Origin of the sequence: Paenibacillus rhizolycopersici (genome assembly GCF_014947195.2) — a bacterium.
Taxonomy (GTDB): domain Bacteria; phylum Bacillota; class Bacilli; order Paenibacillales; family Paenibacillaceae; genus Fontibacillus; species Fontibacillus rhizolycopersici.
This window is the reverse complement of record NZ_JADCNN020000009.1, coordinates 1-26,422: the sequence shown is the minus strand read 5'-3', so window position 1 is coordinate 26,422 and position 26,422 is coordinate 1. Positions and strand designations below refer to the sequence as shown.

The window sequence follows — 26,422 nt, the reverse complement described above, 5'->3', positions numbered from 1 at the left end:
CGTCGCCCCATGTTGCTAGATTACGAACATTATACTAATCCTCTTTTGGGAGTGCAAACCCGTACCGGCGTTTAGAGCATCTGACCGCCTGATACCTCGAGTCGCGTCCCGTTGACCCAGCCGAACTCCTCCGTGCAAAGGGAAGCGATAACGCCTCCAATATCGTCGGCCTCGCCTACTCTGCCGAGGGCAATATTATTTGCGATAAACCCTCGCATCTGCTCATTATCCCGGACGGATCCCCCACCGAAATCCGTAGCGATAGCCCCCGGAGCGATCACGTTGACACGAATCCCCCGCTTGCCCCATTCTTTTGCCATATATCTCGTTAATACCTCGATAGCGCCTTTCATTGCCGAATAGGCCCCGAACCCTTCGATGACAAAGCGGGTCAGACCCGTGGAAAGATTAACGACACGGCCATGGTCGGCGATCAAAGGGTACAGCTTCTGCGAGAGGAAGAAGACCCCTTTAAACTGAACATTCATCAGGCTGTCGAACTGTTCCTCCGTCGTTTCCGCAATCGGAACATGGATCCCGAATCCCGCATTATTCACCAGGATATCAAAGGTATCGCGGTTCCATCCTTCGTTCAGAATGTCCGTCAGCTGCGAAACGAAAACATCAAACGAGGAGACTTTACCGGTATCCAACTGCAGCATGGCCCCCTTTTGCCCAAAGGCTTCGATTTCTTGAACGACCTTCTCCGCTTCCTCCTTCCGGGTATGATACGTCACAATCACGTCTATTCCTTTACGTGCGAACGCCAGTGCGCTATTTCTGCCAAGACCACGGCTGCCGCCGGTTACCAGCGCAATTTTCTTCATGGGTTTCATCTTTCGATCACTTCTCCTCTTCGTCGTAATTCGCCACTTGATCTGTGAGATGCTGTGGACTATAGTGAGTATATTGCTTCGAGTTAACTCTAAGTCAAGGGGGAGAATATGAAATATTCCATTCAAGAAGTTGCGGCAAAGTTCGGCTTAACTGCGCATACCCTGCGTTACTATGATAAGGAAGGACTACTGCCTTTTATCGGTCGGGAACCCTCCGGCAACCGGATATTTATGGAGAAGGATCTCGACTGGTTGGCCATGATCTGTTGTTTGAAGGATACGGGAATGCCCATCAAAGAAATCAAACAATACGCGGATTGGTGTGCCAAAGGAATGGAAACGCTGGAGGAACGGAAAGCCATGTTGGCGGATCATCGTTTGCAGGTCCTCAAGCAGATGGATGCGTTGCAACAAAATTTGGATCTGATCGATTCGAAAATCGCCGTTTACAATGATCCTGTGCTGGCCGAACAAAGGTATGGGAATTTCAGCGAGACAAAATAAAAAACGCGCCTAAACCCGCGCGTTCTAGATTTTCTAGGGTTATCCCGTCTTTTGAGTCTTCAGGTAACCGTCCACCTTCGCTTTCATCGATAAGATGGTGGTCTTACGGTATTGCAGCGCTAGCCGCAGAACTTTGAGCTGCTGCGTACGAGACAGTTGCTTGAAACGAGGTTCTTGCCGCATAAACTTGCGAATGATCGACCAGCTGTTCGCCGAAGCCCGCTCCCGCTGGAGACGTGGTGCTTCATAAGGTAGATTCGGCTTTCGCAAACGGTGGATCAACGAGTTTAGATGTGATGAAGCTTTACCTTCATCGACTAAACAGGGAGCAACCACATTTTTGGTATGTTTTCTTAAAAAATCATAATGGTGATTGCCGCTGACGATCACATAGCCTCCGTCCTTCCGACTTTTGCGTACAACCATCAGATGCATGCAATCCTGCGCGGCTTTCCGAAGATTCTTGATTCGCTGCGTAAGTTGAATGGATATTCCGGGCTTAAGCTTATTCAGAGGGATATATTGCACCGTAATTCTCATGGAGCCACCCCTTTCTAAGTTACTTATGTATATGTATATGCCCCAATCTCCCTGATTGCGTCCTTCGGAAATGGATTGATTTTTTTAATAAATAAATGTTAATCTAATAATATCAGTGTGCAGCAAAAACGCAGGGCCATCTGAATGGCTGTGCGTTTTTTTGTGCTAATCGGCTCGTCTGCCATCTGAATTCATGAATTTGGGAGATGAAACCATGTATAACGAAATGAGACTGCCACGCAATACCAAAGAAGGCCTATTGAGGCCGTAAGGAGCACCAAATAAACCAAACAAGGCAACCGCGAAAGCGGATTGCCTTGTTTTTTTGTTCTTTATTGCTCCGCGGCATACAACTGACCGCAGGCCGCATCGATATCACTGCCGAATTGGGTTCGGATCGTGGCATGAATCCCTTTGGATTTCAAGATTTGGACAAATCGGTTCACGCGGGATCTATCGGACGATTCATAACGTTGGGGCGTCGCATCCGTCGAATTGTAAGGAATCAAATTGACGTGATAGAGATGCTCCCATGCTCCTCGCCCTCGGAATAAGGAGGCTACCGCTTCTGCATGCTCTGGAGAATCGTTAATCCCCCGTAGCAGAATGTAAGCAATATACACCTTCCGTCCTGTTTTCTGAATATGGTGATCCAATGCAACCAGCACGTCCTGCAACGGAAAGCGATCATTAATCGGCATCAGCTGGCTGCGCTGCTCGTCGAACGGCGAGTGCAGCGAGAACGTCAGATTTACTTGCGGAAACTCGTCCCCCAGTCTTTGGATTCCCGGCAGAATGCCGATCGTCGAAACCGTAATTCTGCGGTGGCCTAACCCGAATAACTGCGGGTCGGTCAGCAAATGGAGCGCGTTAAACAGCTGCGGATTAGCCAGCGCTTCCCCCATCCCCATGAAAGATACGCTATCCAAGGGATATCCACGCAAATGGAATGACAATAGCTGATCAGTGATTTCATCCGCCGTCAGGTTTCTCCTTAACCCCATCGTTCCCGTGGCGCAAAATCGGCATCCAAAGCCGCACCCGCACTGAGAAGAGATGCAATACGACTCCCAACCGCGTTGATAACTTAATCGGACCGCCTCTATACGTTCTCCCGCGTCGATAGAGAATAGAACCTTATGGACTTGGCTAGAGCTCTTCTCCAAGATCGGCGTGATGCTGGGGATGTGCTCTCCCAGCTCCCTCCCCAATTCTTCGCGCAGCGACTTTGGCAGCATGGTCATTTGCTCAAAACGGGTGATTCTATGTTTAAAGATCGCATCCGTGATTTGCCGGTACCGATAATCGGGTTGCTTCAGACTTGCTAAGAGCTGTCCGATTCTCACGTATTTGGATATTGGTTTCATCGTCATTTTCTCCTTTAAACCGGAGAAAAAACGCCAATAAAACACCCTAACGACTCACCGGTGCTCCTTTGGCGTTACCTCGACCTAAGCGATATCACTTTGGACACGGTACGAAACGTTACTTTGAACGCTTTATGACCGCTAAGTATCCCTGTAAATCGCTGGACAAAGCTCCGGTCTCCGTATAGGTTTGATTTGAACCGTGTCAAGAGTCAGGTTTGTTGACAGGTTCGCTAAATCATCTACGACTTCCAGTTGGTCTTTCATTGGTTGATCCTCCTTTAAGTTTTAATAAATATGTCTTTCGTTCTAGAGTCGTATTTGTTTCGTCGCGATCCGTTCGCAGAACTCGCGGTCATGCTCAACAAACAAAATCGTAGGCGCATAGGCCAGCAGCAAATCTTCAATTTGCATGCGGGAGATCACGTCGATGAAATTCAGCGGTTCGTCCCAAACCAGCAAATGCGCTTTTTCGCAGAGACTTTTAGCGATCAGCACCTTCTTCTTCTGGCCGCCGCTGTAATCTGCCATATCCTTCTCAAACTGCAGTCTGGAAAAATCCAACTTCCGTAAAATCGCTTTAAACAGACTCTCGTCAATGTCATGCGCTCTGGCAAAATCGGTCAAGTTTCCTTGCAGCCACGACGTTTCCTGCGAAACATAAGAAATTTTCAACTGGCTTCCTAGACGTAACGCGCCTGAATAGCGGATGTCCTCGCCGCAGAGCAGTTTCAGGATGCTCGATTTGCCGGAGCCATTGCGTCCCATCAGCACGATCCGATCCCCACGGTCGATCGTAAAGCTGATATCGTGACAAGCTTGCTTCTCTCCGTAATAAATCGAAACATGATCCAATTCGGCGAGCTGCGTTTTGTGGTAAGGCAGCTGTGCGATTTTTAGACTTTCCGAGGTTTCGATATTTTTGAGAAGGCGCGACTTCTCTTCGATCGCGGTCTGCTGCCGTTGCTCAATCGATTTGGAGCGTTGCATCATCTTAGCCGCTTTATGGCCGATATAGCCCTTGTCTACCTTCGAACCGGAATTTCGCGTACCGTTCTTCGTCTTCTCCACTTCATGCGACCAGTTACTCGTCCGTTTCGCCGCTTCCGACAAACGTTTGACGTCCTTCCGCAGCCTATCGTTTTCGGCCAACTCATAGTTGTCCTGACGCTGTTTATTTTCCCACCAATCGGAAAAATTGCCCCTTTGAATCTCAATGTTCGTCTTGTTGATGGACAGGATATGATCTACTGAGCGATCCAGAAAAGCACGGTCATGAGACACAAGAATAAACCCGCTCTTGCGGTTTAAATAATCACCCACAAGCTCCCGCGCTTCCATGTCCAAGTGGTTGGTTGGTTCATCGATCAGAAGAAAGCTGTTTTCTTTCAGGAACAACGCTGCCAGCATGACCTTCGTCTGTTCTCCGTTCGAGAGAGACTCAAAAGGCCGATATAACACATCGTCGGACACCTGAAGCAAGGAAAGCTCCCGTATGAACTCCCATAATACATAGTCCGGATAGATTTCCTCTACGACATCCAAGGTGTTATCTTCCTTATGTTTCACATCAAAGGGGAAGTAATCGAAGCTTACATCCGCGGAGATTTGACCGCTGTATTCGTGTTTACCTTGCAGCAAATTTAAAAAGGTCGTCTTCCCCCGTCCGTTTCTTCCGGTAAAGCCAAGCTTCCAATCGGTGTCGATTTGAAAGCTCACATTCTCAAAGATATGATCGTAACTGCCTTCATAGGCAAACGTCAGATGGTTCACATTAATTAAGGACATGAACAACATCCCTCCTACATAAAAAGAATGGGCCGCAAGAAAGTTACCTTTCTTACAGCCCAAAAATATAAATCAAATCCAACCCACGTCGGGTATGGATTTGTATATACGGTTGGAGTGAAAGGATGAAGTAACTTTCTTGCATAAGAAATAAACCGTGCGAATTACATTCGCATTTCGGTTCCAAATCCTTAGCAAGAAATATCCATCCGTTTCAACTCCCTCAATTTAGATAATAAAATACTAACATAGTCCCTTAGGAGGATCAAGAAACATTATCGTAGGTTAAGAAGATAAGTCCATGTCAATTTTCTCTGTGGATGATGTAATTGAGCAAATGTTTCAAAAAAACGGGAGGTCGCGGGAGGTCCATCAACGCTTCCATCGCCAGGCAATAATGTTCCCACATCGCTTTGCTCGCGGCTACCGGCCCCAGTACCGTCACATAAGTTGAACTGTCATTCTCGGCGTCCTTCCCGGCCGGTTTGCCCAGTAAACGCGGATCCCCTTCCTCATCCAGCAGATCGTCTTTGATTTGGAAGGCGATGCCCATGTGATAGGCGATTTTCTTCAAAATTTCGATTTCCGTCTCCGAAACCCGAGCTAAAATGGCCGGCGCCACCAAACAAGCTTCAAATGCAATTCCTGTTTTGTAAAAGCATACCCGGTCAAGCTCCTCAACAGTCAGCACTTTGCCCTTGGCGCTCAAATCCATCGCCTGCCCCATGCAAATCTCCGCGGCTTTCCGGGATAAGTATTGCAGCAACCCAAGCACAGATTGACGATCAAACTCCTTCAAAGAAGCCTGCTCCTCGACCGCTTTTTGAATGAGAAAAATGCCGGTTAGCTCTGCGATGGCACTGCCATGCAACTCATGCAATGTCGGCCGGCCCCGGCGGGTTGCCGAGTTGTCCTGGGAAGGAAGGTCGTCGAAAATCAAGGATGCCGTGCATGTACTCCAACGCGCGGAACAGCGGAGCCAAAGCAGCGGCATCCAAACCGTATTCCTGCACGCCCATCACCCAAGAGAGGATCGGCCGAAGCCGCTTTCCGTTGCCCACTAGGCTGTAGTTCGCCGTTTCAAACAGCAGTCCGGTCTCCTTCATTCCTTCTTCAGTCGGCGGTTGAACCGGCAGCAAGTTGTTAATTTCGGCACGTGCCTTTTTGACGATGCTAATGAATTCCTCCTGCTCCCGCCGGTTGCTTCGCATCGCGCCTAGCAATTGATCCCGCAGCATTTTATCATAAAACGCTACGTCCTCCGCTTGACGCACCAACCGCTGGATTAACCGTTCCAGCTCCGGCTGCCCAAACGCGAAAACCTCCATGATGCGGTCAAACTCCTCTTGACCCACGCGCTGTCGATACCGCTTGAGTCCGTTGATCGCACGGTCAAGGATAATTTCCCGCGTCTTCGGTTCCGAACGGTATACTTCGTGAATCAAGTGGGAGATCACCGCCCAATAAAGCTCGAAAGGGTTGATCAAATCGGAACGTTTATCCCGGTACTTGAAGTAATAAGTGAACGGGGTCACTGCCCCGGTGTTCATATCCGCGAACATGTCGGCAAGGTCGTCGGCAAGCTGGTTGTACAGACCATAATAAAAGACGCGCTGCTCAAAACCCTCGTCCCTCGAAGCCCCGATCACGGAGCGTACGATCAATCGCGAGGATGCCGATTTTAATATGATCGGCAAATATATGTCCTTGTTCGTGTAATGCGCATGCGCCAGATCTTTGGTCCGGTCCTCATCCTGAGACTCAAAAAAGACAAGAGACTGTTCAAAGAAAATTTCTTGGGTTTCCCGGTTCTGCACCTGACGGATATATTCATAAGCCTCTCGCAGCTCGGCATGGATAAAGCGGATCATTTCGAAATGGTTCCCGGTCCACTCCCCCAGCTCCGGTACGATCCCGGTTCGAATCGTCATGCGGATCATTCGGGAGTACTGCTCTTTCTCCCCTTCATTCAGCACCTCAGAGTCGAGAAGATCGTCGATGAATGGATACGTCAACCCATAATAATAACCCAGCTTCAGCGCATCCCCTAATCTGCGGGAACGTTCGCTGGAAGGGATTCCCTCGTCCATCTCGTCAATCACGTGCATAACGACACCGAATATAATTTTGATCAACTTGCGTTCGGCTTCCTCCGCATTCATTGCTTCGGGCAAATGGGAGGATACCCGCTTCAGCTTATCGATGACCCAAATCATCTCCGGTTCAATCGCTTCACGCTGGGCCCACCGATACAACGCAACCATGCTGAGAAATTCGGAAGCGGGTTCCGAGGGATCATCGTCTTGGCGTTCCAAACGGCGTTTCAGTTCGACCGTAAAGCGCTCGATTCTTGCCAAGGTCCGCGGAGATGACAGATCATGGCCCAAGTCGCGCAAGAACATGTAAGAAACGCTTCGCTCCAAATAGTCGTCCAGCTTCCCGGTACGGGTTAACCAGGCAAGATAACGGGCAGAATCGGCAGGATCGGGCGAGGCGAAACGCCGAAACCATCGGGTTAGCTGAAAGGGGCGCGGAAGATGCCCCTTCTTCCATTCGCCGAAATCGTCAAGTAATGAAGCCGTGTAACCCTTATTGCGAATGTTTGTTTCCAGCGACGCCAAATATCCCTCCGCCTTATCCAGGGCCTGTCGATACCCGCGGTCCGCTGCCGCCTCCGTACTTGTAGGGATTATCGTCATATCATTATACCTCGGCTCAAGAATTCATTATAATCATAGTATAAAATAACAAGTAACGAAAACGGCAAGGGTCGGTGATTCTCCTAGACCTAAGTCTGGGATCACGAGGGGAGTCGTCAAAAGGAAATGCGAATGATTTCATTCTTCAGTTCCTTTGCGGCAGCATGGCGGGATTATCGGCTAGACTCCGGCACGCAGCTAGCAAATCGATATACGGTTCGGGAATTGATCGGCGAGGGCAGCTACGGGTTGACCTACAAATGCACGGACGAAACCACTGGCAGTATCGTGGCTGTCAAGCAAGCCCGGCCCAGCAAAGGGGAGTACGCCAAGCAACTGCTGGTGCATGAAGCCAATGTCTTAAAAACGCTACACCATCCGCGCATCCCCGGCTATTTAGATCAATTAGAGGAAGGTCGCAACAGCTACCTGGTCATGACTTTTTTAAGGGGGGCCACGTTGGAGGATTTGATTTTTGGACAGGGCCGGAGATACGACGAAGCGGAATCCGTCAGGGTCACTCTTCAGTTGCTGGAACTGGTTGACGATATTCATCGTCAAGGATTCGTTCATCTTGATTTGCGTATCCCCAACGTCGTATTTCAGGAAGAAGAGTTATATCTCATCGATTTTGGCTTGTCCCGCGGAATTGGCGAGTCGCCGATTGCTCTGCAGTCTCAGGGGCGCTGGCATCAACGAGAACATGCGGCCTCCCGCGCCTTCATTCCCGCGGAACCGCAATCCGATCTGGAAGACGTTGGTCATTTCTTGTTATTTCTGCTCTACTCCTCCTTTGATACGAAGCGTCAGTCCTCGCACCCGACTCATGGGAACCGTCAAATTTCAGAGTCAAGCTGGCAAGACGAATTACACCTGTCTGGTGAGCTGACAACCCGGGTCGAACGACTCCTTCAACTCCGGGATCCATATGCTCATGCATCGGAAGCGATTGCGGATCTGAAAGCTTTGCGGAGTCTGCAGCGTTGAACGCCGGGTTTCTTTTATGTCCAACACCGAATACAATAGAATAAAAAGCAATTCAAATCAGAAAGGTGGGTTTATGACATGTTACGGAGATTCATCAATAAGTTCCTCCACTCAGCATCGCATAGTCACCGAAGGCATTACAGTAGCTCTGCCAGACGATATGGACAGGGACCTTACAACGGCAAACGATACAGCAGCAGCCAAGGTTATGCGAGGCCGATAGGCTCCTCCTCTGATCACAAGCGTCGTCATGGCCATATGGGCCAAGGGTATTATAAATCCAGAAGATATAGTTCCAGCTAGCCGTGACCCCAATCGATAAAATAAACGTGGAGTGTCTTATTGAAAGATACTCCACGTTTGTTTAGCTTATCCGGCCTCATGTTTACGCCTCTTCAAGAATTCGTTGATTCAACCTTTTTTGCCACGCCACATCCTGCCAGAACGGGTGATGCGGCGCGCAGTTGGAGCACAGCACCATGCCCCAGAAACCCTGCTCCAGCCCTTTCTGAACCGCATATTCGGCAATGAACTTGCCGACAGGGCCCTCCTCGAAACCAGTTAGCAGCGGCGTGTAGCCGACGTAACCTTCCCCAATCACGACCGGAATCCCCTGTCGTCTGGCCCAGCGTCCGACTTCTGCATAACGTTGGTCCGTTTTTTGCAGCATCGACAACTTATGGGCATGATATCGGTCATAAAGGAACAGGTCCCACTTGTCCGGGTCCGCCCAATCATGCAAGTAGAACAATCGCAAACCTACGGGGTTCCCTTGTAACCGCCACACCTCTTCCTTCGCTAGGCGGTAACTCTCAAACGGTGGCGCCTCCTCACGAAGCATCGCCTTCACCATCTCGTTCGGAAAGTCCCCCGCTTGGGAGCGCAGGTTCGTTGCATCCATCAACTCTTGCAGTACACCGTTTAAATACAGGTGGAAATGCGCGATCTGGACGTTTTGCGCCACCTGCTCCTTTCCATAGTCGCTGTTCAAGGTGTAGCACGCGGTGATCAGTATATCCGGATGGCGATCCTTCAAGTAGCCGACGGCTTCCTCTAGATACGGCTTCATTGCCTCGATGATAGCCGGGCTATCCTCGAACGGAATTCCTTGATCCAAACCGATTTGCGCCAACCCGCCGAACTCGACTTCGTTATGAAGCTCTGCATAAGCGATTTGGTCTCGGTACCCCCGTTCCTTCAACATATCGATCAACCGGCTCATCGATCGAGCCAACGTCATAAATCGCTCGTGCGGCGGAATTTGCTGTAATTGGTCCGCCAGTTCCCGGCTCTCAAGAAAGGCCGGACTCTGCTGATATTCCCATGAGGACAAGATCACGTAGCAGCCATGGGCTTGAGCTTGTCGGAACAGCTCCAGCAAATGCGCATGCCCGTCCAGCTCGGCTCCCCCCTGACAGTTATACCATCGCGTTCGCCGGCCGATCTCCCCCAGACTGCTGAATCGAAGCGGACCGGGACGCCGCCCTTGCTCGTCGAACAGGAAAAACGGCATAGCGCAAATCCGAATCGTGTTATACCCCCGCTCGACCAGCTCATCGAACCGCGACGCCAAATCGCAATACGGCTCCCCCGGCCTTGTCATTGTATACCAGGAGAAATCCCATAGCGAAATCGTTAACTTGCGAGGCAAATGGTCGGGAATCCTCATTCTAGCTCAGCTCCTTCCTCTTATTAATTCATCACATTAACCCTTGATCGCGCCGGCCGTAATCCCTTTAATGAAGGAGCGGCTGCCCATAAGGAAGATCAGCAGCACCGGTATCGTCGCCATACAGAGCGCCGCCATCCGCGCCCCGTAATCCGTCCGATGGACGATCCCCAGCGTAGAGACGAACAACGGCAATGTAAACCACTTCGAGTTGTTGATCGTCACCAACGGGAGCAAATAATTGTTCCAGGACCACAGGAACACGAGCGTTGCCAAGGTAGATAGGCCAGGTTTGACGAGCGGAAGCACGATTTTACCGAAGATCAGCGGCTCCGGCGCCCCATCGATCCGCGCGCATTCGAGCAGCTCGTTTGGCACTGTGTCGCGCATGAACTGGATCATAAAGAAAGCTCCGAACGGCCAAGCGCTCCACGTGAGAATAATCGGCATCAGCGTGTTGCCGAACCCGAGGTTTTTCATTTCGATGATATAGCCGATTAGGCCCACTTGGGTTGGCACCATCATCGTGATGATGATGAAGTAATTCAAAAATCGCTTCAGCCTGAACCGAAACTTGGCTACAGCATAACCCACCAGCATGCTGGTCGTTACGCCCAACAACACCGACGTAATGGAAACGATTAAGCTATTGGCATACACCCGAAAAAAGTCGGTCTGCAGCACGGTTCGCAAGTTGTTCAGCCCGTAATCGGAAGGCACCAGCGGCAAACCCTTGAAGATGTCCTCCGAATAATAAGTGGACATCATGATCATGACGTAGAACGGAAATAACGATATGAGTGAGATCGCCGCAATAAATCCCCATTTTACGATTTTCACTCCTTCTCCTCCTTCCCTGCGCTAAGCCGGTAGCTGAAGATCGAAAATAGGACGATGACGAGAAACAACGTGTAAGCAATCGCCGAGCCGTAGCCAAACCTCGTGCCCGTAATAAAGGAATCGTTGACGAATTTCCAGATGACCGTCAGCGCCGCATTGTCCGGTCCTCCTGAGGTGCTGGCCGTCCAACCGCCGTAAAGCAGCTTCGGTTCATCGAATAACTGCAGGCCGCCAATGATCGAAGTGACGACAAGAAATACCGTGATATTCCGTAGTAGCGGCAATGTGATTCGGCGGAACGTATGCAGCCCGGTCGAGCCATCCACACGCGCCGCTTCGTAGATATCCTGTGGGATCGCCGTCATCCCCGCTAAATAAATCGCCATGAAGTATCCCAAATTGCGCCAGATGATCATAACCGCGATGATGACGCGGGACATCCACGGGTCCATCAACCAATAGAAGCCTTCCGTCATCCATCCCAGCTTGACGAGCAGCATGTTGACGATGCCGGTTTGCCAGTCGAACATAAACGAGAAGATAAATCCGATGGCCACCGGCGTCGTGATATACGGCAAGAAGTTAATCGTTTGCGCGAGGGTACGTCCTTTCGTCAGATTAAAGATCAGGTAAGCCAGCCCCATGCCGAGCAAGATCATGAACGGCACGGACAAGGCCATAATGACGACCGTATTGAATAAAGACTTGTAGAACAGCGGGTCCTTCGTCAGCAGCATGACATAGTTCTTCAAGCCGATAAACGTCTTGCTGCCGATCCCATTCCATTCGTGTAAGCTGAGATAGAACGAATAAAGCAGCGGGTAACACTGAAAGGCAAGATAACAACCGATGAATGGCAAAGCGAACCAGTACGGCCAAAGATTGAGGCGTTTTTTGCTAGGGGAAGGCAGTCCGGTGACCGGAGCCGATTCCGCTGCGGTATTGAGCTTCATGCGTTTCCACTCCCTTCAACTTCATGGACGAAAGGAACGGCTGCCAACGCCCTTGGCGAAGTGCAGTCGTTCCTTTTGCGCTCTTCAAGCCGAATGATTAATTTACCGTTGCATCCGGCGCCATGTTTTGGACTTCACTCTTTAACTTGTCGAGCGCGGCGTTCAAGTCGATGCTCGTATCCTTCATCCAGAGCGGATATAACGAGTTGTAGGCGTTTTGCACGATGGAATGATATTTCGTTTGCGGCTCTGCTTTGACGGTCGGGACGATTTTTTCGTAGAATGTTTTATTGAGGTTTTGCCCGGCAAAAAATTTGTCATATTCCGTACCGGCTTCGATCCAATCCTTGTGGTTCTCGAAGAAAGCCTTTGTACCAGCCATATTGCCGAACTCTTTGTAATTGACCTCCATGCCTTCGTCGGACATGTAGGCAAATTGAATGTAGGCCCAAGCCGCTTCCTTGTTTTTGCTGCCTTTATACACGCTGATCGAAGTCCCGCCGTACGTGTAGCTGCCTTCCGGTGCCGCGATGAGGCCCCACCGGCCTTCTCCGTCCGGATCGTTTGCGGCGATATTCCATTTGGCCCCCCAAGGCGCCATCGGATAGAAGAGGGTGTCGCCCTTCGCGAACGAAGCATTCCAACCTGGCGTATAAGCTTCGTATTTGCCTAGGATGCCGGCGTCCCTCATTTGGAACACAGTGCCAAGCGGTTTCGTCAATCGTTCGGTCAAATTGATCGTGTTCCCGTCTACGTACGCCTTGGACGTTTGCTCGCGCAAAATGCGGTAAGCATCGTCGAAGCTGGCAAACATCGTGACTTTGCCGCCGCTCTTCGAGACGACCTCCTTGCCTTTCTCGATAAATGCATTCCAATCCGGGAATAACGCAGCGACCTGGTCCGGATCATCCGTGCCCAAATATTCCTTCGCCAAATCCCTGCGGTAAGCCAAGCCGGCCGGCGTAATCGACTGATCTACCCCAACCAATTCTCCTTTGGGATTGGAAAGAATCGGCGCCAAATAATCAAGCAATTGGTCTTTCGAGAAATTGTAGGGAGCTTGCTCCAGATTGTCGAGAATATCCAGGTCAAACAATTGCCCGCGATAATTCATTTCGCCAAGAATCACGTCCGGTACATCCGAGCCGGAAGCGATGCCGCTTTGAATTTTCTGCATATAGTCGTTGTTGTTGACGACGGTGTATTCCACCTTGACGTTGGGATACACTTTGTTGAATTCCGGAACCATCTTCGTGAGGAAAGCCTCGTCCCAGTCCCACACCTTGATCGTTCCTTGCAAATCAGCAGGCGAGACGGATTCGCTCCCGGTAGCGGCATTCTCCGCGCCTCCGTTCGTTGCTTGATTGGCGGGGGTGTTCCCCGCCCCGTTCGAATTGTCAGACTTCGTGTTCCCTCCTGACGAGCAACCCGTTATGACCAGAATGAATGCCATGAGAAGTGCCATCAGCATGACCGGCAGTTGCCTTGTCTGTACTCGTTCCATCAGAACCCCTCCCTAAGATTGAAATCGCTTACAGATCTAAAATAACGCTTGCTCCACCTCAACAAAAGTTCACGATTCGGCGATTTCGCTCATGATCCGGGGATTTATCAAAAAAGGGGGTCAATGGCGGAGACCTCCTCCCTTAGGTAAGGCAGCCTCAGAGAAACGACGGTACCGCGTCCCGGCTCGCTGTCCACCTCGATCCCATAGGCTTCTCCGTAATGATAGGTGATCCGCTCCATCACATTGGCTAAGCCGATGCCCTTCTTGACCGGCATCTCCTTCCTTGGCAAGCTGAGCTCCCGTAAACGTTCCGGTTCCATCCCGATCCCGTTGTCTTTAACACAAATATGCAGCCCCCCCTCCCGAACCGCTGCACTAATCCGGATTAAGCCGTTATCTTCGATTCCGTGAAATAACGCGTTTTCCACTAAGGGTTGGAGCATCATGCGCAGCACCTGGCAGGAATGAAGTTCGCTCGGGATATCCCATTCGAGCCGGAATCTGCCCGGATAGCGGTATTGCTGAATGACGACGTATTTCCGGATCATATCGATTTCCTCCTGCAAAGTGCAGAAATAAGCGCCCTCCCCGGTTTTGATCGTATCCTGCAAGATGTCAATGAACGCCTTGGTCATCGTGATCGTATCCTGGTTTCTTCCAGCGTGGGACAAATAAATGACTGTATTCAGCGTATTGTATATAAAATGCGGGTTAATTTCGGACAATAGCAAATTGATTTGCATTTTGCGTTTCATCTCTTGCTCGCGCAGGGAAGATTTCATCCACAAATCCAGGTCATTCACCATTTGATTGAAGCCGGCTGCGAGCTCTTCCATCTCGTCTCCGGTACGGAAGGAAACGCGGGTATTCAACTCGCCGGCCGACACCCGGCGCATGGCACGCGCCAGTTGGGAGATCGGACGGGTAAACTTGGCGCTTACGGGCGGAATGACCGCCATGGCAAACAGCAGGCTGCCGAACACGATAAGCAGATAGAAATACAGGATCGGGCGTACACTTTCCATCAGTTTGCTTTCGGATAAGAAGGCTTCCAGAACCCATTTCCCGTCATCGGCCTGATATTTCAATGGAATCACACGCTGTTGCTGTTGCGTTGCTGCATTCGGCCTCTCCCGATTTACGCCGGCGCTGTCGTAAACGACGATCCCGTCTTCCATCGACAAGGCGAGCCGTGCAAAGTCTTTCTCACTATCCTCGAAAATCTTCTCCACCTCAGTCAGCTTCAAGTCGAGCACCAGGATATAAGGGGCTGCGTCGGCGCTTAGATCCTCCCAGTTTTTGTAGGCCGTTACGTAACTGATCACCTTCTGATTGCCGTTGATATAACGAAACTCATGGGGAGCGGAGAAATGACCCGGACTGATCTGGCCCGACAGGAAAGGCGTTAACCAAGCACCCTGCAAATAATCAGCATAGTAGCTTTCGTATCCGCTATAGTTGGAGAACACCTCCTGGTCCGGCCGAATGATCATCATGTTCAACAAATTAGAATCCAGGGCGACAAAACGCTGAAGCTGTTTTTGGACCGCTACTTTCTTGAAATAACGTTCCTGCAGGCTGTCGCTTTCCCGCAAGAGGATCGGTTTGTTGATTTCTTCGGCAGCGATGATCGTTTCTGCCGTATTCTCCAGCCTTTCCTGCATCCGCTTGATCGAAGAAGACATTTGCGCTAACTTCGTCATATTGTCACGGACCGCCTGATCACGGACGATTTGGGTCACATAGTTAAAAGTAATATAGCTGCACGCGATCAAAGAGACCGAGACGATCAGCACTGTGCCCGTAATGACTTTATTGCGGAAGCTCAGCTTCAGCTTCATTCGTCCCCCTCCCTTTCCTTTCGCTTGGCGTATTCCAGAGGCAGGAGGCCTGTCGTTTTGTGGAAAATTTTGCTGAAATAGTGACTGCTGCGATACCCAACCCGATCCGCGACCTCGTATAGCTTGTACCGGCCAGTTCTCAACAAGCGTTTCGCCTTCTCCATCCGATAAACGGTAATGTACTCAAGCAACGTCTGCCCGGTCTCCTCCTTGAACAGGTGGCGTAAATGATCTCCGCTGATTCCCAACCGATTGGCGATGGAATCGGTGCTGATTTCCGTGTTGTACGCTTGCGAGATAAACTCGATTGCCTCGCGTACTTTCCCGGTATACCGGGAAGCTGAATTCTCGAGAAAGGTGTTCCGGTATAGGCGCAGAAAACCTTCCTTAACCCCGTCCGCCCCCCTCCACTCCAGCATATCGAATTCGTCATTTTCGGCCCGACTAGTAAGCGCTTCCATCTTCTTGGCTCGACGTTCGTTTTTCAGCAACCCGGCGAGCTCGTCACATAGCTGCTCCAACATAAAAGCGTCTTTCGTCTGGTTGGCGATGTCGAATGTCTCAGTGATCAATTGCAACAATTGTTCGGGGTCTTCATTTTTCCGGGCTCGCTCCAACCGCTCCCGCCATTCATAGTTGGTTCGTGCCGCCTCATTGCCGCTGCCCCCCCTCGATTCGGGGGAAATGACCGGCTGGCTTCCACTAAACCAACGTTGCTTCAATCGTTCCATCGTTGCGGCATGAACCTCAGCCAGGGACCGCCATTCCGAAAAAGGTGAGGAGTACGCGGCATAGATTGGTTCCGCGGGATTAGCCTCTTGGTATAGCCGCCGCAGTTCCGAAACCGCCTCGAATTGCGCTTCGGCTAACTTCAAACGGCTATTGGAGGGTTGAAAGGCCAACACCATCCCTACTTGTCCCTCTTTGCTGTAGAGATTGAACACCTCTATCACTTTCTCAGACAACAGGTGGGCATCAATCGGCGGTAGGCCCGGTAAGAAGACCGATGCTTGTCCCAGTTCTTTGAGAGGTACCACATTGCCTGCAGCGATCATCACGTACGTCAAGCTACTGCCTACTAGTCGCAGTGACTCCAACAAAGGACCAAGCGACATCTCGCCGAGCGAATTACCATCGATCAGTCCTATCAACAATTGCCGCAGCTGTGTTTTCAGCCGTTCCCGTTCTTCCTCGATTTGCGGTTTGATCGCTTCCAGCTCACGAAGCAGGATCTCTGGCTCCAGCTCGTGTTTGACAAGATACCCGGATGCCCCGAACTTTAAAGCTTCCTTCACATAATCGAACTCCTTATAAGAAGTCAGTAGCAGAATTCGGCAATGCAGCCCGGCGGCAACGACCTGCTTGCAAAGCTCAATTCCGTCTAACATCGGCATTTTGATGTCCGATATGATCAAGTCCGGCTTCACCTCCTGAATGAGCGCAAGCGCGCGCGTAGGCCTTGTCGTCTCGCCGGCTATGACAAAACCGGCCGATGGCCAGTCGATCAAATGGCGCAGATGCTCGATCGCCAGCACCTCGTCGTCAATCACGACGACCTTATGCAAATCCATACGAACTCCCCCTTTTTTTGAAAATAACGGGTTTTATCTAGATTATCCTCAAAAATGGGCGTTCCGGAAAGCAAAATCGTGAAGTTCGCCGATACACACCCCATTCGTCTATGCACTATATATAAAAGAGTAACGTAAGGGGGATTAGGGGATCCATGCCAATAAAAAACGGAATGCAATATATCGAACGGATCAATCGACAGCGCCTTCAGCTATGGTATAACGGCGAACGCGTGAATGGGCCGTTATCCGAGCACCCCGCCTTTCGCGGGCTCATCCGGACGCAGGCCGCGATGTATGAGATGCAGTGTGAAGCAAGCCGGAGTGAAGACATGTCGTATGCGTCTCCGGCAACCGGCGAACGCGTCGGGCTTTCATTTCTCCCCCCGGCTAATGCTGAGGACCTGATCCGCAGAAGGAAGATGTCCGAAATCTGGGCTAACTACCATCACGGCTTTCTCGGCCGCTCTCCCGACTATATGAACACCGCTTTGATGTCCTTTTATACCGCCGCCACTGTATTGGAGAAAGCATCGACAGAGTACGCCCAAAATCTGCGTAACTATTACGAATATTGCCGGGACCACGATATTACGTTGTCTCACGCTTTTGTGCAGCCTATGGCCAGCAAATGGTCGGGACCCGCGGATGCGGAAGAGTCTCTTGCCGCCAAAGTGATCGAGACCCGTCCGGAAGGACGGGTCGTGAGCGGCGCTTTCCTCATGGCGACCCAGGGACCCACTTGCGAAGAAATCCTTGTCCTCCCTACGCCATCTTTTATGATGGGAGACGGACAAGTGAACCCTAGTGCATTCGCTTTTGCCGTACCTAATGATCTGGAGGGAATCACCTTTATTTGCCGAGAGAGCCATGCGCATGATTCGAGTTATGATCATCCGCTCTCGAGTCGATATGAGGAGATGGACACGATGGTCATCTTCGATCGGGTCCTTGTCCCCCATGACCGGGTATTCTTTGTTGGAGAAGAACGCCTATACGATCAGCTCTTTCAAGAAGGGCACTTCCACGCTTACGCGGGCCATCACATTATCACTCGGTACATCGCCAAGACCGAATTTCTGTTGGGACTCCTGCAAGCGTTGGCCGAGGAGCAAAATACGGATACCGAGAACTCGTTCGTGAGTCAAATCGTCAAAGTTATGGCGATGCTGGAAAACCTGAAAGCGTTGCGACTCGCCGCCGAAACCGGCGGGACGATGACGGAATCCGGTTGCTATGTACCTGCGCTTGCTCCGCTGACTGCGGCGGGAATTCAGTTTCCCGACTTGCATGAGGAAATGCTGCGCATGGTCCGCTCGATTAGCGCGAGCCAGCTGATCATGAATCCCTTCGAAGCGGATTTCAACTCGGAGAACCAAACCTCTCTCGAGGTCTATTTACAGGGATTATCCAGCCCCGCCAAGGATCGCATCATCCTCTTTAGACTAGCTTGGGAACTGGGCGGCGGTGCATTCGGAGGAAGGCAAAACCAGTTCGAGCGTTTCTTCTTCGGCAATGGGAAGACAATCGCAAATCGGATGTACGGTTGCTGCGAAGGTCTGGATGAGTACAAATCGAGAGTTTACCATCTGATTGGCCGCGACGAGCAGTCGTAATACACCGTCCTTTAAAAGAGATCAAAAATCATCTGGCGCCTATCAGCTAGATTTGTTATAATCGATTCTGTTAATTTAAATTTGATATGTTTTGCCCGGAGGAGCCTGTCACCAAGGGTGGACTATGCCGTTTATCGGTATATTCCGCCCGTGGTTGCAGGCTCTTTTTGTATTTATTTTTTGCAAATTCCGCAAATTAACAGCAAACGGAGGATGATAAGATGTTGATTTTAGAACTGGCCATTATTTTGATTGCTTCCAAACTAGCGGGAGAATTAAGTGTACGGCTGAAACAACCGGCGGTTTTAGGTAAATTGTTGATCGGGATTGTCCTGGGGCCTGCCCTTCTGGGCTGGATTAACGAAACCGAAGTACTGGAAGAGATCAGCCAAATCGGCGTGATTTTATTAATGTTCCTCGCAGGTCTTGAAACGGATGTCGACGAGTTTAAACGGACTGGGAAAGCCTCGACTTACGTAGGACTCGCAGGGATCGCTCTCCCCTTCGGATTTGGTTATTTGGCGGCCATACTGTTGGGCATGCCCCTTTTTGAAGCAATTTTTCTCGGGCTGCTGCTCTCGGCAACAAGCGTTAGCATTTCTGTACAAGCATTAAAGGAAATGGGGCGGCTGAAATCCAGAGAAGGCACCACGATTCTCGGGGCGGCCGTCATTGATGACGTCCTCGTCATCATCCTGTTGGCCTTCGTCATGAGTTTTGCGGGCGGGGACGTCAACCTGGGGTTGGTCATCTTGAAGAAGTTCATATTTTTTGCGGTCGTCATCGTTTTGAGTTGGAAAGTCGTTCCGTGGGTCATGCGCAAGTTTGCTCCGCTGCAGGTATCCGAATCGGTGATCTCCGCGGGATTAATCATCTGCTTCCTGTATGCTTACATGGCTGAATATGCCGGCGTAGCAGCTATTATCGGTGCATATATCGCGGGTGTCGCTCTCAGTTTGACGGATTACAAGCATGAAGTGACCGAGAAGATCGAAACGATTGGTTATGCGGTCTTCGTCCCCGTATTCTTTACCACAATCGGCGTGAAGGTCGATTTCACCGGGCTAGCTTCCCAGATTCCGTTGATCATTGGTTTAAGCGTGCTGGCCATCGCCACCAAGCTCGTAGGTTCAGCTTATGGAGCTCGAATGGCCGGATTCGGCTGGCGCCGTGCATTAGGGATCGGATCGGCTATGGTTTCGCGTGGAGAGGTTGCTTTAATCATCGCCGCCATCGGTCAGGATGCCGGTCTACTCCAAGACGACCTGTTTGCCGTGATCGTGCTAGTCGTGTTGGTAACAACGATCGTTACTCCGCCAATGATGAAGTACTTTTTCGCTCAACCGGAAAAATCCAGCTTCTAAGAGGAACTTGCCTCTGCTAAATTGCGTCCAATAATGAGAATCCGAAATCTTGAGGTGTATATAGACATCCGCCCAACCGCTCTCTCCGCGAATGCATATGATGATAATGCCTATTCATCGAAAAAAGGAGCGATCACATATGGGATTTTTTCCATCACCAGGACCCGGCGGAGGATTTCCGGGATTTCCAGGCGGGCCCGGCGTACCGGGAGGGCCCGGGTTTCCGGGAGGGGGGCCTGGAGGGTTTCCAGGCGGAGGGCCGGGAGGATTCCCGGGAGGTTCACCAGGAGGCGTTCAAGCGCCAACGTCGCCACCCCCGCAATTCGTACCGCAAATGCAGGTCGGCACCTTTGCCATCGATCCCGGCGGGATCAGACGTTGCCTGTTTCGCAACACCTACGTTTGGCTGAACAACGGCGAGCAATTCTGGTTCTTCCCGGTTTTCGTCGGGCGGAATTCCATTGCAGGGTTCCGATGGTTTGGGTTCTTCTGGGGGTACTTCGGCATCGATTTGAATCAGATTCGCTCGTTCACGTGCTTCTAAAACCAGACAACGAAAGAGAACAACCTGAGGGCTGTTCTCTTTGTTTTTTTGCGATTGACCTTCTTAACGATGATGAAGCTCATGCTTTCTCGGCGGTTGATGAGACGTTTGTTTTTGTTATACGAGGAGGATCCCTTCGCTTCTGAGAAACCGCTCGATTTGGCCTTTATGATGTTCATCATGCCCTACAAATTCGGGGATTAGAAAGGCTAACGAATAGTTCGTTTTCAGTTGGTAAATCTCTTCCGGCAGCGCCAAGAGTTCGGCAACGACCCGCTCCCTCTCCCGAATGGTTTCCTTGATCAATTCAGATTGTGAAATACCTGATCTCGCGTAATCCGCCGCAAGTTGGTTATAGCTGTCCTCGTCGGGGAAGCGAATCATTTGACCCTGCCTTACAGCGGGAATAACCGAGTCTTGAATAAACCGATCCCAGTTCATGAGGTGGGATACGATCTCGGCAGAAGACCACTTTCCTCTTGCCACGGGCTTCAGCCAGAATTTTGAATCGACGTTGTTCAACAGGTTGAGCCATTCGCAAAACCGCTTAAATGCGAAAATCTCCTGATTCATGTTCATCCTTTATCTCTCCGATCCTCACCTGAATGTCTTGTTAACGATTCCATCATAAGCCCTATATATTGACAACAGCATGTCATATTAATAAATAAAAAAGGACCCCATCCCCGCTTCAGCGGAAATGGAGGTCCACTTCATAACCCTTTTCAGGGTCTGCACGACATCAAAACAGCATTTGAACGATCAAGAACAGATTCAGGCCGACCACCAAGGCGGAGATGATCCAACCTAACGTCGTGGTAATCCGGTGATTCGCCAGGCTACCCATGATTTTGCGATTCGAAGTAAACAAGATCAAGGGAATCAAGGCAAAGGCAATGCCAAACGATAGAATCACTTGGCTCATGACCAACGCACTTGTCGGATTGACGCCCGAAATAATGATGGCGAGCGGCGGAATGGTCGTAATGGCCCGCCGAACGTACAGGTTGATTCGTTTGTTGATGAAACCTTGCATCACGACATCCCCTGCCATCGTACCTACCGAAGAACTCGACAGGCCGGCAATCAGCAAGCCAAGCCCGAAGGAGACGGCGGTGACGGGTCCGGCTATCGTTCCAAATTGGTGGAAAGCAACGTCTAGATCCTCCACCACCAGCCCATTCTTAAAGAGCAGTCCTGCGGATACGATCACCATCGCCATATTCACCGCCCCGGCAATCAACATGGCCAACACGATATCGACAAATTCCAATTTGAATATTCTCTTCTTCTCAGCTTCATTACGGCCGACAATACGGTTTTGCGTCAACGAAGAATGCAAGTAGATCGCATGTGGCATTACCGTGGCCCCTAAAATACCGGCAGCCAGCAATATGCTATCCACCCCGTCAAATCGCGGAGTAATCATGCCTGTTCCAACCGCACCGAAATCCGGATTCGCCGCAATCACCTGAAAAGCAAAGGCCAATACCACGATTAGCACCATCGCAGCGATTCCCGCTTCCAGCGCACGATATCCCCTCCGCTGCAGTTCCAGAATCGCGAAGGAACCAATCGCGGTAATAACCGCAGCCGGCAGCATCGGTATGCCAAACAACAGATATAATCCTAATGCCGCTCCGATAAATTCGGCCAAATCCGTAGCGATAATGACCAGTTCGCTCTGGATCCACAGGAAGATCGATACCCCCTTCGGAAACCGCTCACGAGCAACCTCGGGCAGGTTCTTGCCAGTGGCGATCCCCAGTTTGGCCGATAACGATTGAATGAGCACCGCCATTAAATTGGAAGCAAAAATCACCCATAACAGAAGATACCCGTATTTGGATCCCGCGGTAATATTCGTCGCGAAATTACCCGGATCAATATAAGCAACCGCCGCGATGAACGCAGGTCCAAGAAACGGCAGCAGTCGTTTCAATCCTTTCGTTCTGCCATCCAGTGCGGCATGCGCAGACGATTTGTGATCCAATCCTCTTGATGTGACTGGAGTGGTTTGATGCGCAACACTTTGTTCCATCTTGACTATCCCTCCCTTAAACCATCCAATGTTGTCTATATCCATTAATGTTTCCTTAGTGCAACTTTATAGCATTAGTATATGCTTCATTTTGAAAAATGTAAATCCATTTTCTTGCGAAATTGAAATTTCTATTTAACGAATTCGACACTTGTTCTCCTGCGGTTTCCCCTATCATATGGAATGTAGATCATCGTCGTCATAACCCATTCCATTTCATAGGGTTGAGAAGGAGCTTGAATATGAACCATAAAATGATCAGTAGTAAAGCTGTTATTGCACTCCTCGCAGCCGGAATCCTTGGCATTAGCACATGGGCTACATCCAGCAGTGTCGTTAAGGCGCAGTCACCGAAGCCCACAGCTGCCCAGATCCAGAAGGAAGCCGCCGCGCATGCCTTAGATACCTTAAACAGCTTCTATAAACCGGCATTAAAAGGGCAGTTCCCTGGAGCCGTCGCCGGTTTGACGGTTGGCAAAAGCAGCAAGAAAGACGTGATCAAGCTGATCGGCGAGCCTTCTATCGCCGGCAAAGGAAGCTTGGCATTTGACTTGTACAGCGCAAACATGGGCAATCCGGGTTACGCTTTTTCCTATGCAAAAGATAAGATTCAGGAAATGCGCTACTTCGGCACCAACGTGGAACGCCAAACCAATATCGGCGGCATTACCATGAAAATGCTGAAGCAAAACTGGTTTGCACCGGACGCAAGCAGCACGATCAAGAACGGCAACGCCAAGCAGACCAAACTGACCTATATCCGCGGCGATTACAAACTCGAATTCATATTTAATAGCAGCACGGACCTGGATCACATCAATCTCCTAAAGAAATAAGCCATCTGATCTTCATCTTAGAAAAAAAAGGCTGAGCCGGACGTGCGACTCTTAGAGACCACGCCGGTTCAGCCTTCGATTTCTTTCCCCCGTTTGATCGCTTCCACGCGATTTTTCACCTGCAGCTTGCCGTAAATCCGGTTAATGTGAGCTTTAAGCGTCCCCATACCGATGCCTAATGCTTCTACAATCGTTGGATTATCCATCCCTTCCTCCATGCAGCGAAAGATCGTAAGTTCTCGCGGCGTGAGTAACGTCTCTAAGCCTTTCGAGGATGCAGCAGCCCCCTTCGCCGGTCGATCAAAGCTTGACCATACTCTGCGTACATACTCAAGCGGCGGGGCGTTGTCATCGCGCAGGTTCCCCTTTTGTCGCTGCTCAATGTATTCGGCAAGCAAATCGGATAAACGTTGGCCCTTGTCCGTGAACACCCGGATGTAATCGTCCGGCTTCGCCAGCTTAAGCGCCGTTTCCAATTTGAGCAGTGCTTCCTGCGGTTTTCCCGCCAATTGTAAAATGATCGCCTGCAGCGTTTCGAGATCCAGCGCATCCATCGGCCGGTGGCCTCTCACGGCGATCGACAGCAACCTTTCGGATAAACGCCACGCTTCGTCTAACCGCCCCGTTTCGCTCAACAGCCGAACCAGGAACGTATAAGGGAACAACTGATGGACAGACACCGGATCATCTACCGAAAGGCCGTAGCGCTCCTGCCATTCCAGCGCCTGGCTTAAGTCTCCCTGACGCAGACGCATCGCTGCCCGCTCCGTATCCAGTAAGACGAGAGCTTCGTTGGCACCCCCCTCAACGGCTCGCCGGATCGCATCATTGATCCAGCCCTCGGCCTGTTCCGTATCTCGTCTCGCTTGATGGATTCGAGACAGGAATAACGAAGCGGGGACGTATACTTTTTCTGGTTGATAATGCGCTTGGCTTTGTCCCTGCAAACCCCTTTTCAAATAAATTTCCGCCTGTTCCAACTCATTGCGTTCATACAACAGTTCCCCATAGCAGACGACCACCGAATCCTGCAAACCCATTCTTCCCATGAAGTCGATCATGCTCAAGAAGAAACCGTCGGCTAACCCGCGAGGCAAATGAAGCCCCCGCTTCCCGTTATATGAACGGAATACGGAAGGCAACAGCGGCATCAAGGGGGAGGCAAAAATCAGATCCGTTCCCTCCGGACTATACTGCAAGGAAAGCTGAATATATTTCAGCCCCTTCACCATATCCATTTCGTATTGGGTAGCCTTAAAATTCCTGACGTAATACAGATAACCCAAATAGCGATTTCTCTCCGCCGGTTCCCAGTTGCCCCCGATCTCTTCGTCATGCAGCTCCGCTCGGCGCAGATACGTTTCCGCAAGGTCGACGTCCTGCGACCATAACAGGGAATGCGTGTAGGAGAAATAAAGATACGGATGGAGCAACAACAGATCTTCGGGAATGGCTGACAACCAGGACTTCATCGTTGAAAACTCTCGGCGAATGAGGACGCTCCTCATTTGCTCGAGAAGTCGAATGGCTTCTTTGTAGCAAGCTCCGGCTAAGTAATAATCCACCGCTTCTTCCAGCAGTTCTCGTGATTCGCACCATTCCGCCGCCATGCGCAGAAGAATAGCGGCATTCCCGGGTCGCCGACGCTCCTCCTCCTTGCGCAAGAAATCGCCAAACAAACGATGGAATTGATACCACTGCCGAGCGTCGTCCAGCGGAAGCAAAAACAGGTTCAGCCGGACAACCTCATCGAGCCTTTCCGCCCCGTCTTCTCCAGCAACCGCTTGGCATAGAGAGCCGTGCAATCGCTGCAGCACGGAAACATCGAGCAGAAATTGTTGGATGGGCTCGTCCAGTGCGTCGAACACTTCTTGGAATAAATAATCCTCCACCCCGCTGCGTTCAAAAGACGGCAATTTCAGTGCCCGGAGCCCTTCGTCATGACGCCAGGACAAGGCAATCAACTTAATCCCCGTTACCCAGCCTTCGGTTTGCAGAAGAACATGTTCGATCTGATCGTGATTCAACTCCCTGTGCGCAGCCAGTCGAAAAAACGCGACCGTTTCCGGCCTATCAAACCGCATTTGCACGTCATGAATCTGCGATACCCAACCTCGGCTGATCCACCGGGCCTTGATAAAGTCGTTATCATGCCGGGCAGCGAAAGTGAGATGTATCGTTTGAGGCAGATATTCCAGCATGAATGCGACGGAAGTCAGAATGTCCGGGTCTTGAATCACGTGCCAATCGTCCAGGATCAAGGCATGCGGCTGAGCCAAGTCGTTAAGCTCATTAAGTAACGCGATGACCATCGGTTCATATTGGCCGGGACTCAGCATAGCAAACGACGCATGAAACGCGTCGGATAACCGGCCCACCGCCCCCTCGATCGCAGCCGTAACATAGTGCCAAAAGCGGATCAAATCATTATCTTTATCATCCAGCGACAGCCAAGCTACCGGACGATGCAATTGATTGGCCCATTCGCCGAGCAAAGTCGTTTTCCCATATCCGGCCGGAGCCGAGATCAAGGTCGCCCTACCGCCCAGTCCTTCGTTTAGCCGGTCGATTAGCCGGGGACGCGGCACTGGCGCCTGGATTTTTCCAGGCTTATTGATTTTGGATAAGAGCAATATATGATTCTCGTTCATTTCGTGCATGGCAGTCCCTCCGATAAAGATCATACCATGCCGGAAGATCGGACGGGGAGCAAAAACTGAGTAGTCAGGGCCTTCGATAAAGTCCGTCTCCCCAAAATCATAACCACCCGTCCAACGGGTGGTTTGCTCTTGGGGTATAACCCCTTGTTGCCAAACTGCGCCTAAAGACGCTAGCCTGACAATTCAATTGTTCAGGCTCAGTGTTATTTGTCACTTTCACTTACCAGTTAAACTGGTTTACTTCTTCTTGCCACTGTTT

Annotated in this window: 19 protein-coding genes and 1 pseudogene; 6 read left to right on the top strand and 14 right to left on the bottom strand. The window is 50.7% G+C overall.

The window, feature by feature from the left end; genetic code table 11:
* Positions 1–71: 71 nt before the first annotated feature.
* Entirely contained in the window at positions 72–836 is a 765-nt protein-coding gene (locus tag IM700_RS11535) for an SDR family NAD(P)-dependent oxidoreductase (RefSeq protein WP_193416272.1), read from the bottom strand.
* A 108-nt stretch (positions 837–944) separates the two neighbouring features.
* Here IM700_RS11535 and IM700_RS11530 point away from each other — a divergent pair, with 108 nt between their 5' ends.
* Positions 945–1,340, top strand: coding sequence for a MerR family transcriptional regulator (locus tag IM700_RS11530; RefSeq protein ID WP_155605997.1), 396 nt, complete (start codon positions 945–947; stop codon positions 1,338–1,340).
* A gap of 39 nt (positions 1,341–1,379) precedes the next feature.
* On the opposite strand, the gene IM700_RS11525 is transcribed toward IM700_RS11530, so the two are convergent.
* The 4 genes and pseudogenes from IM700_RS11525 to IM700_RS11510 all read right to left on the bottom strand — a co-directional run bounded on the left by IM700_RS11525 (position 1,380) and on the right by IM700_RS11510 (position 7,734).
* Positions 1,380–1,880 carry a hypothetical protein gene (locus tag IM700_RS11525; RefSeq protein ID WP_193416273.1) on the bottom strand — a complete coding sequence of 167 codons (501 nt, stop codon included), beginning with the start codon at positions 1,878–1,880 and terminating at the stop codon, positions 1,380–1,382.
* A 332-nt stretch (positions 1,881–2,212) separates the two neighbouring features.
* Positions 2,213–3,247, bottom strand: a complete 1,035-nt coding sequence (locus tag IM700_RS11520) for a Cfr family 23S rRNA (adenine(2503)-C(8))-methyltransferase (protein WP_193416274.1) — start codon at positions 3,245–3,247, stop codon at positions 2,213–2,215.
* Between the two features lie 309 nt (positions 3,248–3,556).
* The gene (locus tag IM700_RS11515; RefSeq protein ID WP_193416275.1) at positions 3,557–5,035 is read right to left on the bottom strand and encodes an Lsa family ABC-F type ribosomal protection protein; all 1,479 of its coding nucleotides are present in this window, start codon (positions 5,033–5,035) and stop codon (positions 3,557–3,559) included.
* Between the two features lie 304 nt (positions 5,036–5,339).
* Positions 5,340–7,734 (bottom strand): annotated as a pseudogene (locus IM700_RS11510) (polyprenyl synthetase family protein).
* 126 nt (positions 7,735–7,860) lie between these two features.
* Between IM700_RS11510 and IM700_RS11505 the strand changes: the two are divergent.
* Entirely contained in the window at positions 7,861–8,721 is an 861-nt protein-coding gene (locus IM700_RS11505; protein ID WP_193416276.1) for a serine/threonine protein kinase, read from the top strand.
* Between the two features lie 385 nt (positions 8,722–9,106).
* On the opposite strand, the gene IM700_RS11500 is transcribed toward IM700_RS11505, so the two are convergent.
* The 6 genes from IM700_RS11500 to IM700_RS11475 all read right to left on the bottom strand — a co-directional run bounded on the left by IM700_RS11500 (position 9,107) and on the right by IM700_RS11475 (position 17,102).
* Positions 9,107–10,390, bottom strand: coding sequence for a cellulase-like family protein (locus IM700_RS11500; RefSeq protein ID WP_193416277.1), 1,284 nt, complete (start codon positions 10,388–10,390; stop codon positions 9,107–9,109).
* Positions 10,391–10,426: 36 nt separating this feature from the next.
* Positions 10,427–11,230, bottom strand: a complete 804-nt coding sequence (locus IM700_RS11495; RefSeq protein WP_193416278.1) for an ABC transporter permease subunit — start codon at positions 11,228–11,230, stop codon at positions 10,427–10,429.
* Positions 11,227–12,183: a carbohydrate ABC transporter permease gene (locus IM700_RS11490; RefSeq protein ID WP_193416279.1), complete on the bottom strand. Its 957-nt coding sequence runs from the start codon at positions 12,181–12,183 to the stop codon at positions 11,227–11,229. The genes IM700_RS11495 and IM700_RS11490 overlap by 4 nt, the downstream gene beginning before the upstream one ends.
* A gap of 97 nt (positions 12,184–12,280) precedes the next feature.
* Complete coding sequence (locus tag IM700_RS11485; protein WP_193416280.1) at positions 12,281–13,687, bottom strand: ABC transporter substrate-binding protein; 1,407 nt, start codon at positions 13,685–13,687, stop codon at positions 12,281–12,283.
* 107 nt (positions 13,688–13,794) lie between these two features.
* Positions 13,795–15,531 (bottom strand): histidine kinase, encoded by a 1,737-nt coding sequence (locus tag IM700_RS11480; protein WP_193416281.1) that lies wholly within the window; start codon positions 15,529–15,531, stop codon positions 13,795–13,797.
* A complete protein-coding gene (locus IM700_RS11475) occupies positions 15,528–17,102 on the bottom strand; it encodes a response regulator transcription factor (RefSeq protein WP_193416282.1) in 1,575 nt (524 codons plus the stop codon). The genes IM700_RS11480 and IM700_RS11475 overlap by 4 nt, the downstream gene beginning before the upstream one ends.
* 155 nt (positions 17,103–17,257) lie before the next feature.
* Between IM700_RS11475 and IM700_RS11470 the strand changes: the two genes are divergently transcribed.
* From IM700_RS11470 to IM700_RS11460, 3 genes are all read left to right on the top strand, one after another.
* Positions 17,258–18,718: a 4-hydroxyphenylacetate 3-hydroxylase family protein gene (locus IM700_RS11470; RefSeq protein ID WP_193416283.1), complete on the top strand. Its 1,461-nt coding sequence runs from the start codon at positions 17,258–17,260 to the stop codon at positions 18,716–18,718.
* A 221-nt stretch (positions 18,719–18,939) separates the two neighbouring features.
* Positions 18,940–20,082: a cation:proton antiporter gene (locus IM700_RS11465; protein WP_193416284.1), complete on the top strand. Its 1,143-nt coding sequence runs from the start codon at positions 18,940–18,942 to the stop codon at positions 20,080–20,082.
* Positions 20,083–20,221: 139 nt separating this feature from the next.
* A complete protein-coding gene (locus IM700_RS11460) occupies positions 20,222–20,626 on the top strand; it encodes a collagen-like protein (RefSeq protein ID WP_193416285.1) in 405 nt (134 codons plus the stop codon).
* Positions 20,627–20,743: 117 nt separating this feature from the next.
* Here IM700_RS11460 and IM700_RS11455 read toward each other — a convergent pair whose 3' ends face one another.
* Together IM700_RS11455 and IM700_RS11450 are read right to left on the bottom strand one after the other, a co-directional pair.
* Positions 20,744–21,205 carry a DinB family protein gene (locus IM700_RS11455; RefSeq protein ID WP_193416286.1) on the bottom strand — a complete coding sequence of 154 codons (462 nt, stop codon included), beginning with the start codon at positions 21,203–21,205 and terminating at the stop codon, positions 20,744–20,746.
* Positions 21,206–21,368: 163 nt separating this feature from the next.
* On the bottom strand, positions 21,369–22,667 hold the full coding sequence (locus tag IM700_RS11450) for an Nramp family divalent metal transporter (protein WP_239483821.1): 1,299 nt from the start codon (positions 22,665–22,667) through the stop codon (positions 21,369–21,371).
* 242 nt (positions 22,668–22,909) lie between these two features.
* Between IM700_RS11450 and IM700_RS11445 the strand changes: the two genes are divergently transcribed.
* Positions 22,910–23,503, top strand: a complete 594-nt coding sequence (locus IM700_RS11445; RefSeq protein WP_193416287.1) for a YjgB family protein — start codon at positions 22,910–22,912, stop codon at positions 23,501–23,503.
* A gap of 68 nt (positions 23,504–23,571) precedes the next feature.
* On the opposite strand, the gene IM700_RS11440 is transcribed toward IM700_RS11445, so the two are convergent.
* Positions 23,572–26,163 (bottom strand): winged helix-turn-helix domain-containing protein, encoded by a 2,592-nt coding sequence (locus tag IM700_RS11440; RefSeq protein ID WP_193416288.1) that lies wholly within the window; start codon positions 26,161–26,163, stop codon positions 23,572–23,574.
* Positions 26,164–26,422 lie beyond the last annotated feature (259 nt).

Bases quoted from the DNA above. Each gene is read 5' to 3' on its own strand.
- IM700_RS11515 (WP_193416275.1), bottom strand. From the start codon at position 5,035: ATGTCCTTAATTAATGTGAACCATCTGACGTTTGCCTATGAAGGCAGT.
- IM700_RS11440 (WP_193416288.1), bottom strand. From the start codon at position 26,163: ATGCACGAAATGAACGAGAATCATATATTGCTCTTATCCAAAATCAAT.
- IM700_RS11445 (WP_193416287.1), top strand. From the start codon at position 22,910: ATGAACCATAAAATGATCAGTAGTAAAGCTGTTATTGCACTCCTCGCA.
- IM700_RS11505 (WP_193416276.1), top strand. From the start codon at position 7,861: ATGCGAATGATTTCATTCTTCAGTTCCTTTGCGGCAGCATGGCGGGAT.
- IM700_RS11470 (WP_193416283.1), top strand. From the start codon at position 17,258: ATGCCAATAAAAAACGGAATGCAATATATCGAACGGATCAATCGACAG.
- IM700_RS11490 (WP_193416279.1), bottom strand. From the start codon at position 12,183: ATGAAGCTCAATACCGCAGCGGAATCGGCTCCGGTCACCGGACTGCCT.
- IM700_RS11535 (WP_193416272.1), bottom strand. From the start codon at position 836: ATGAAACCCATGAAGAAAATTGCGCTGGTAACCGGCGGCAGCCGTGGT.
- IM700_RS11525 (WP_193416273.1), bottom strand. From the start codon at position 1,880: ATGAGAATTACGGTGCAATATATCCCTCTGAATAAGCTTAAGCCCGGA.
- IM700_RS11450 (WP_239483821.1), bottom strand. From the start codon at position 22,667: ATGGAACAAAGTGTTGCGCATCAAACCACTCCAGTCACATCAAGAGGA.
- IM700_RS11530 (WP_155605997.1), top strand. From the start codon at position 945: ATGAAATATTCCATTCAAGAAGTTGCGGCAAAGTTCGGCTTAACTGCG.
- IM700_RS11480 (WP_193416281.1), bottom strand. From the start codon at position 15,531: ATGAAGCTGAAGCTGAGCTTCCGCAATAAAGTCATTACGGGCACAGTG.
- IM700_RS11485 (WP_193416280.1), bottom strand. From the start codon at position 13,687: ATGGAACGAGTACAGACAAGGCAACTGCCGGTCATGCTGATGGCACTT.
- IM700_RS11520 (WP_193416274.1), bottom strand. From the start codon at position 3,247: ATGAAACCAATATCCAAATACGTGAGAATCGGACAGCTCTTAGCAAGT.
- IM700_RS11500 (WP_193416277.1), bottom strand. From the start codon at position 10,390: ATGAGGATTCCCGACCATTTGCCTCGCAAGTTAACGATTTCGCTATGG.
- IM700_RS11465 (WP_193416284.1), top strand. From the start codon at position 18,940: ATGTTGATTTTAGAACTGGCCATTATTTTGATTGCTTCCAAACTAGCG.
- IM700_RS11460 (WP_193416285.1), top strand. From the start codon at position 20,222: ATGGGATTTTTTCCATCACCAGGACCCGGCGGAGGATTTCCGGGATTT.
- IM700_RS11455 (WP_193416286.1), bottom strand. From the start codon at position 21,205: ATGAACATGAATCAGGAGATTTTCGCATTTAAGCGGTTTTGCGAATGG.
- IM700_RS11475 (WP_193416282.1), bottom strand. From the start codon at position 17,102: ATGGATTTGCATAAGGTCGTCGTGATTGACGACGAGGTGCTGGCGATC.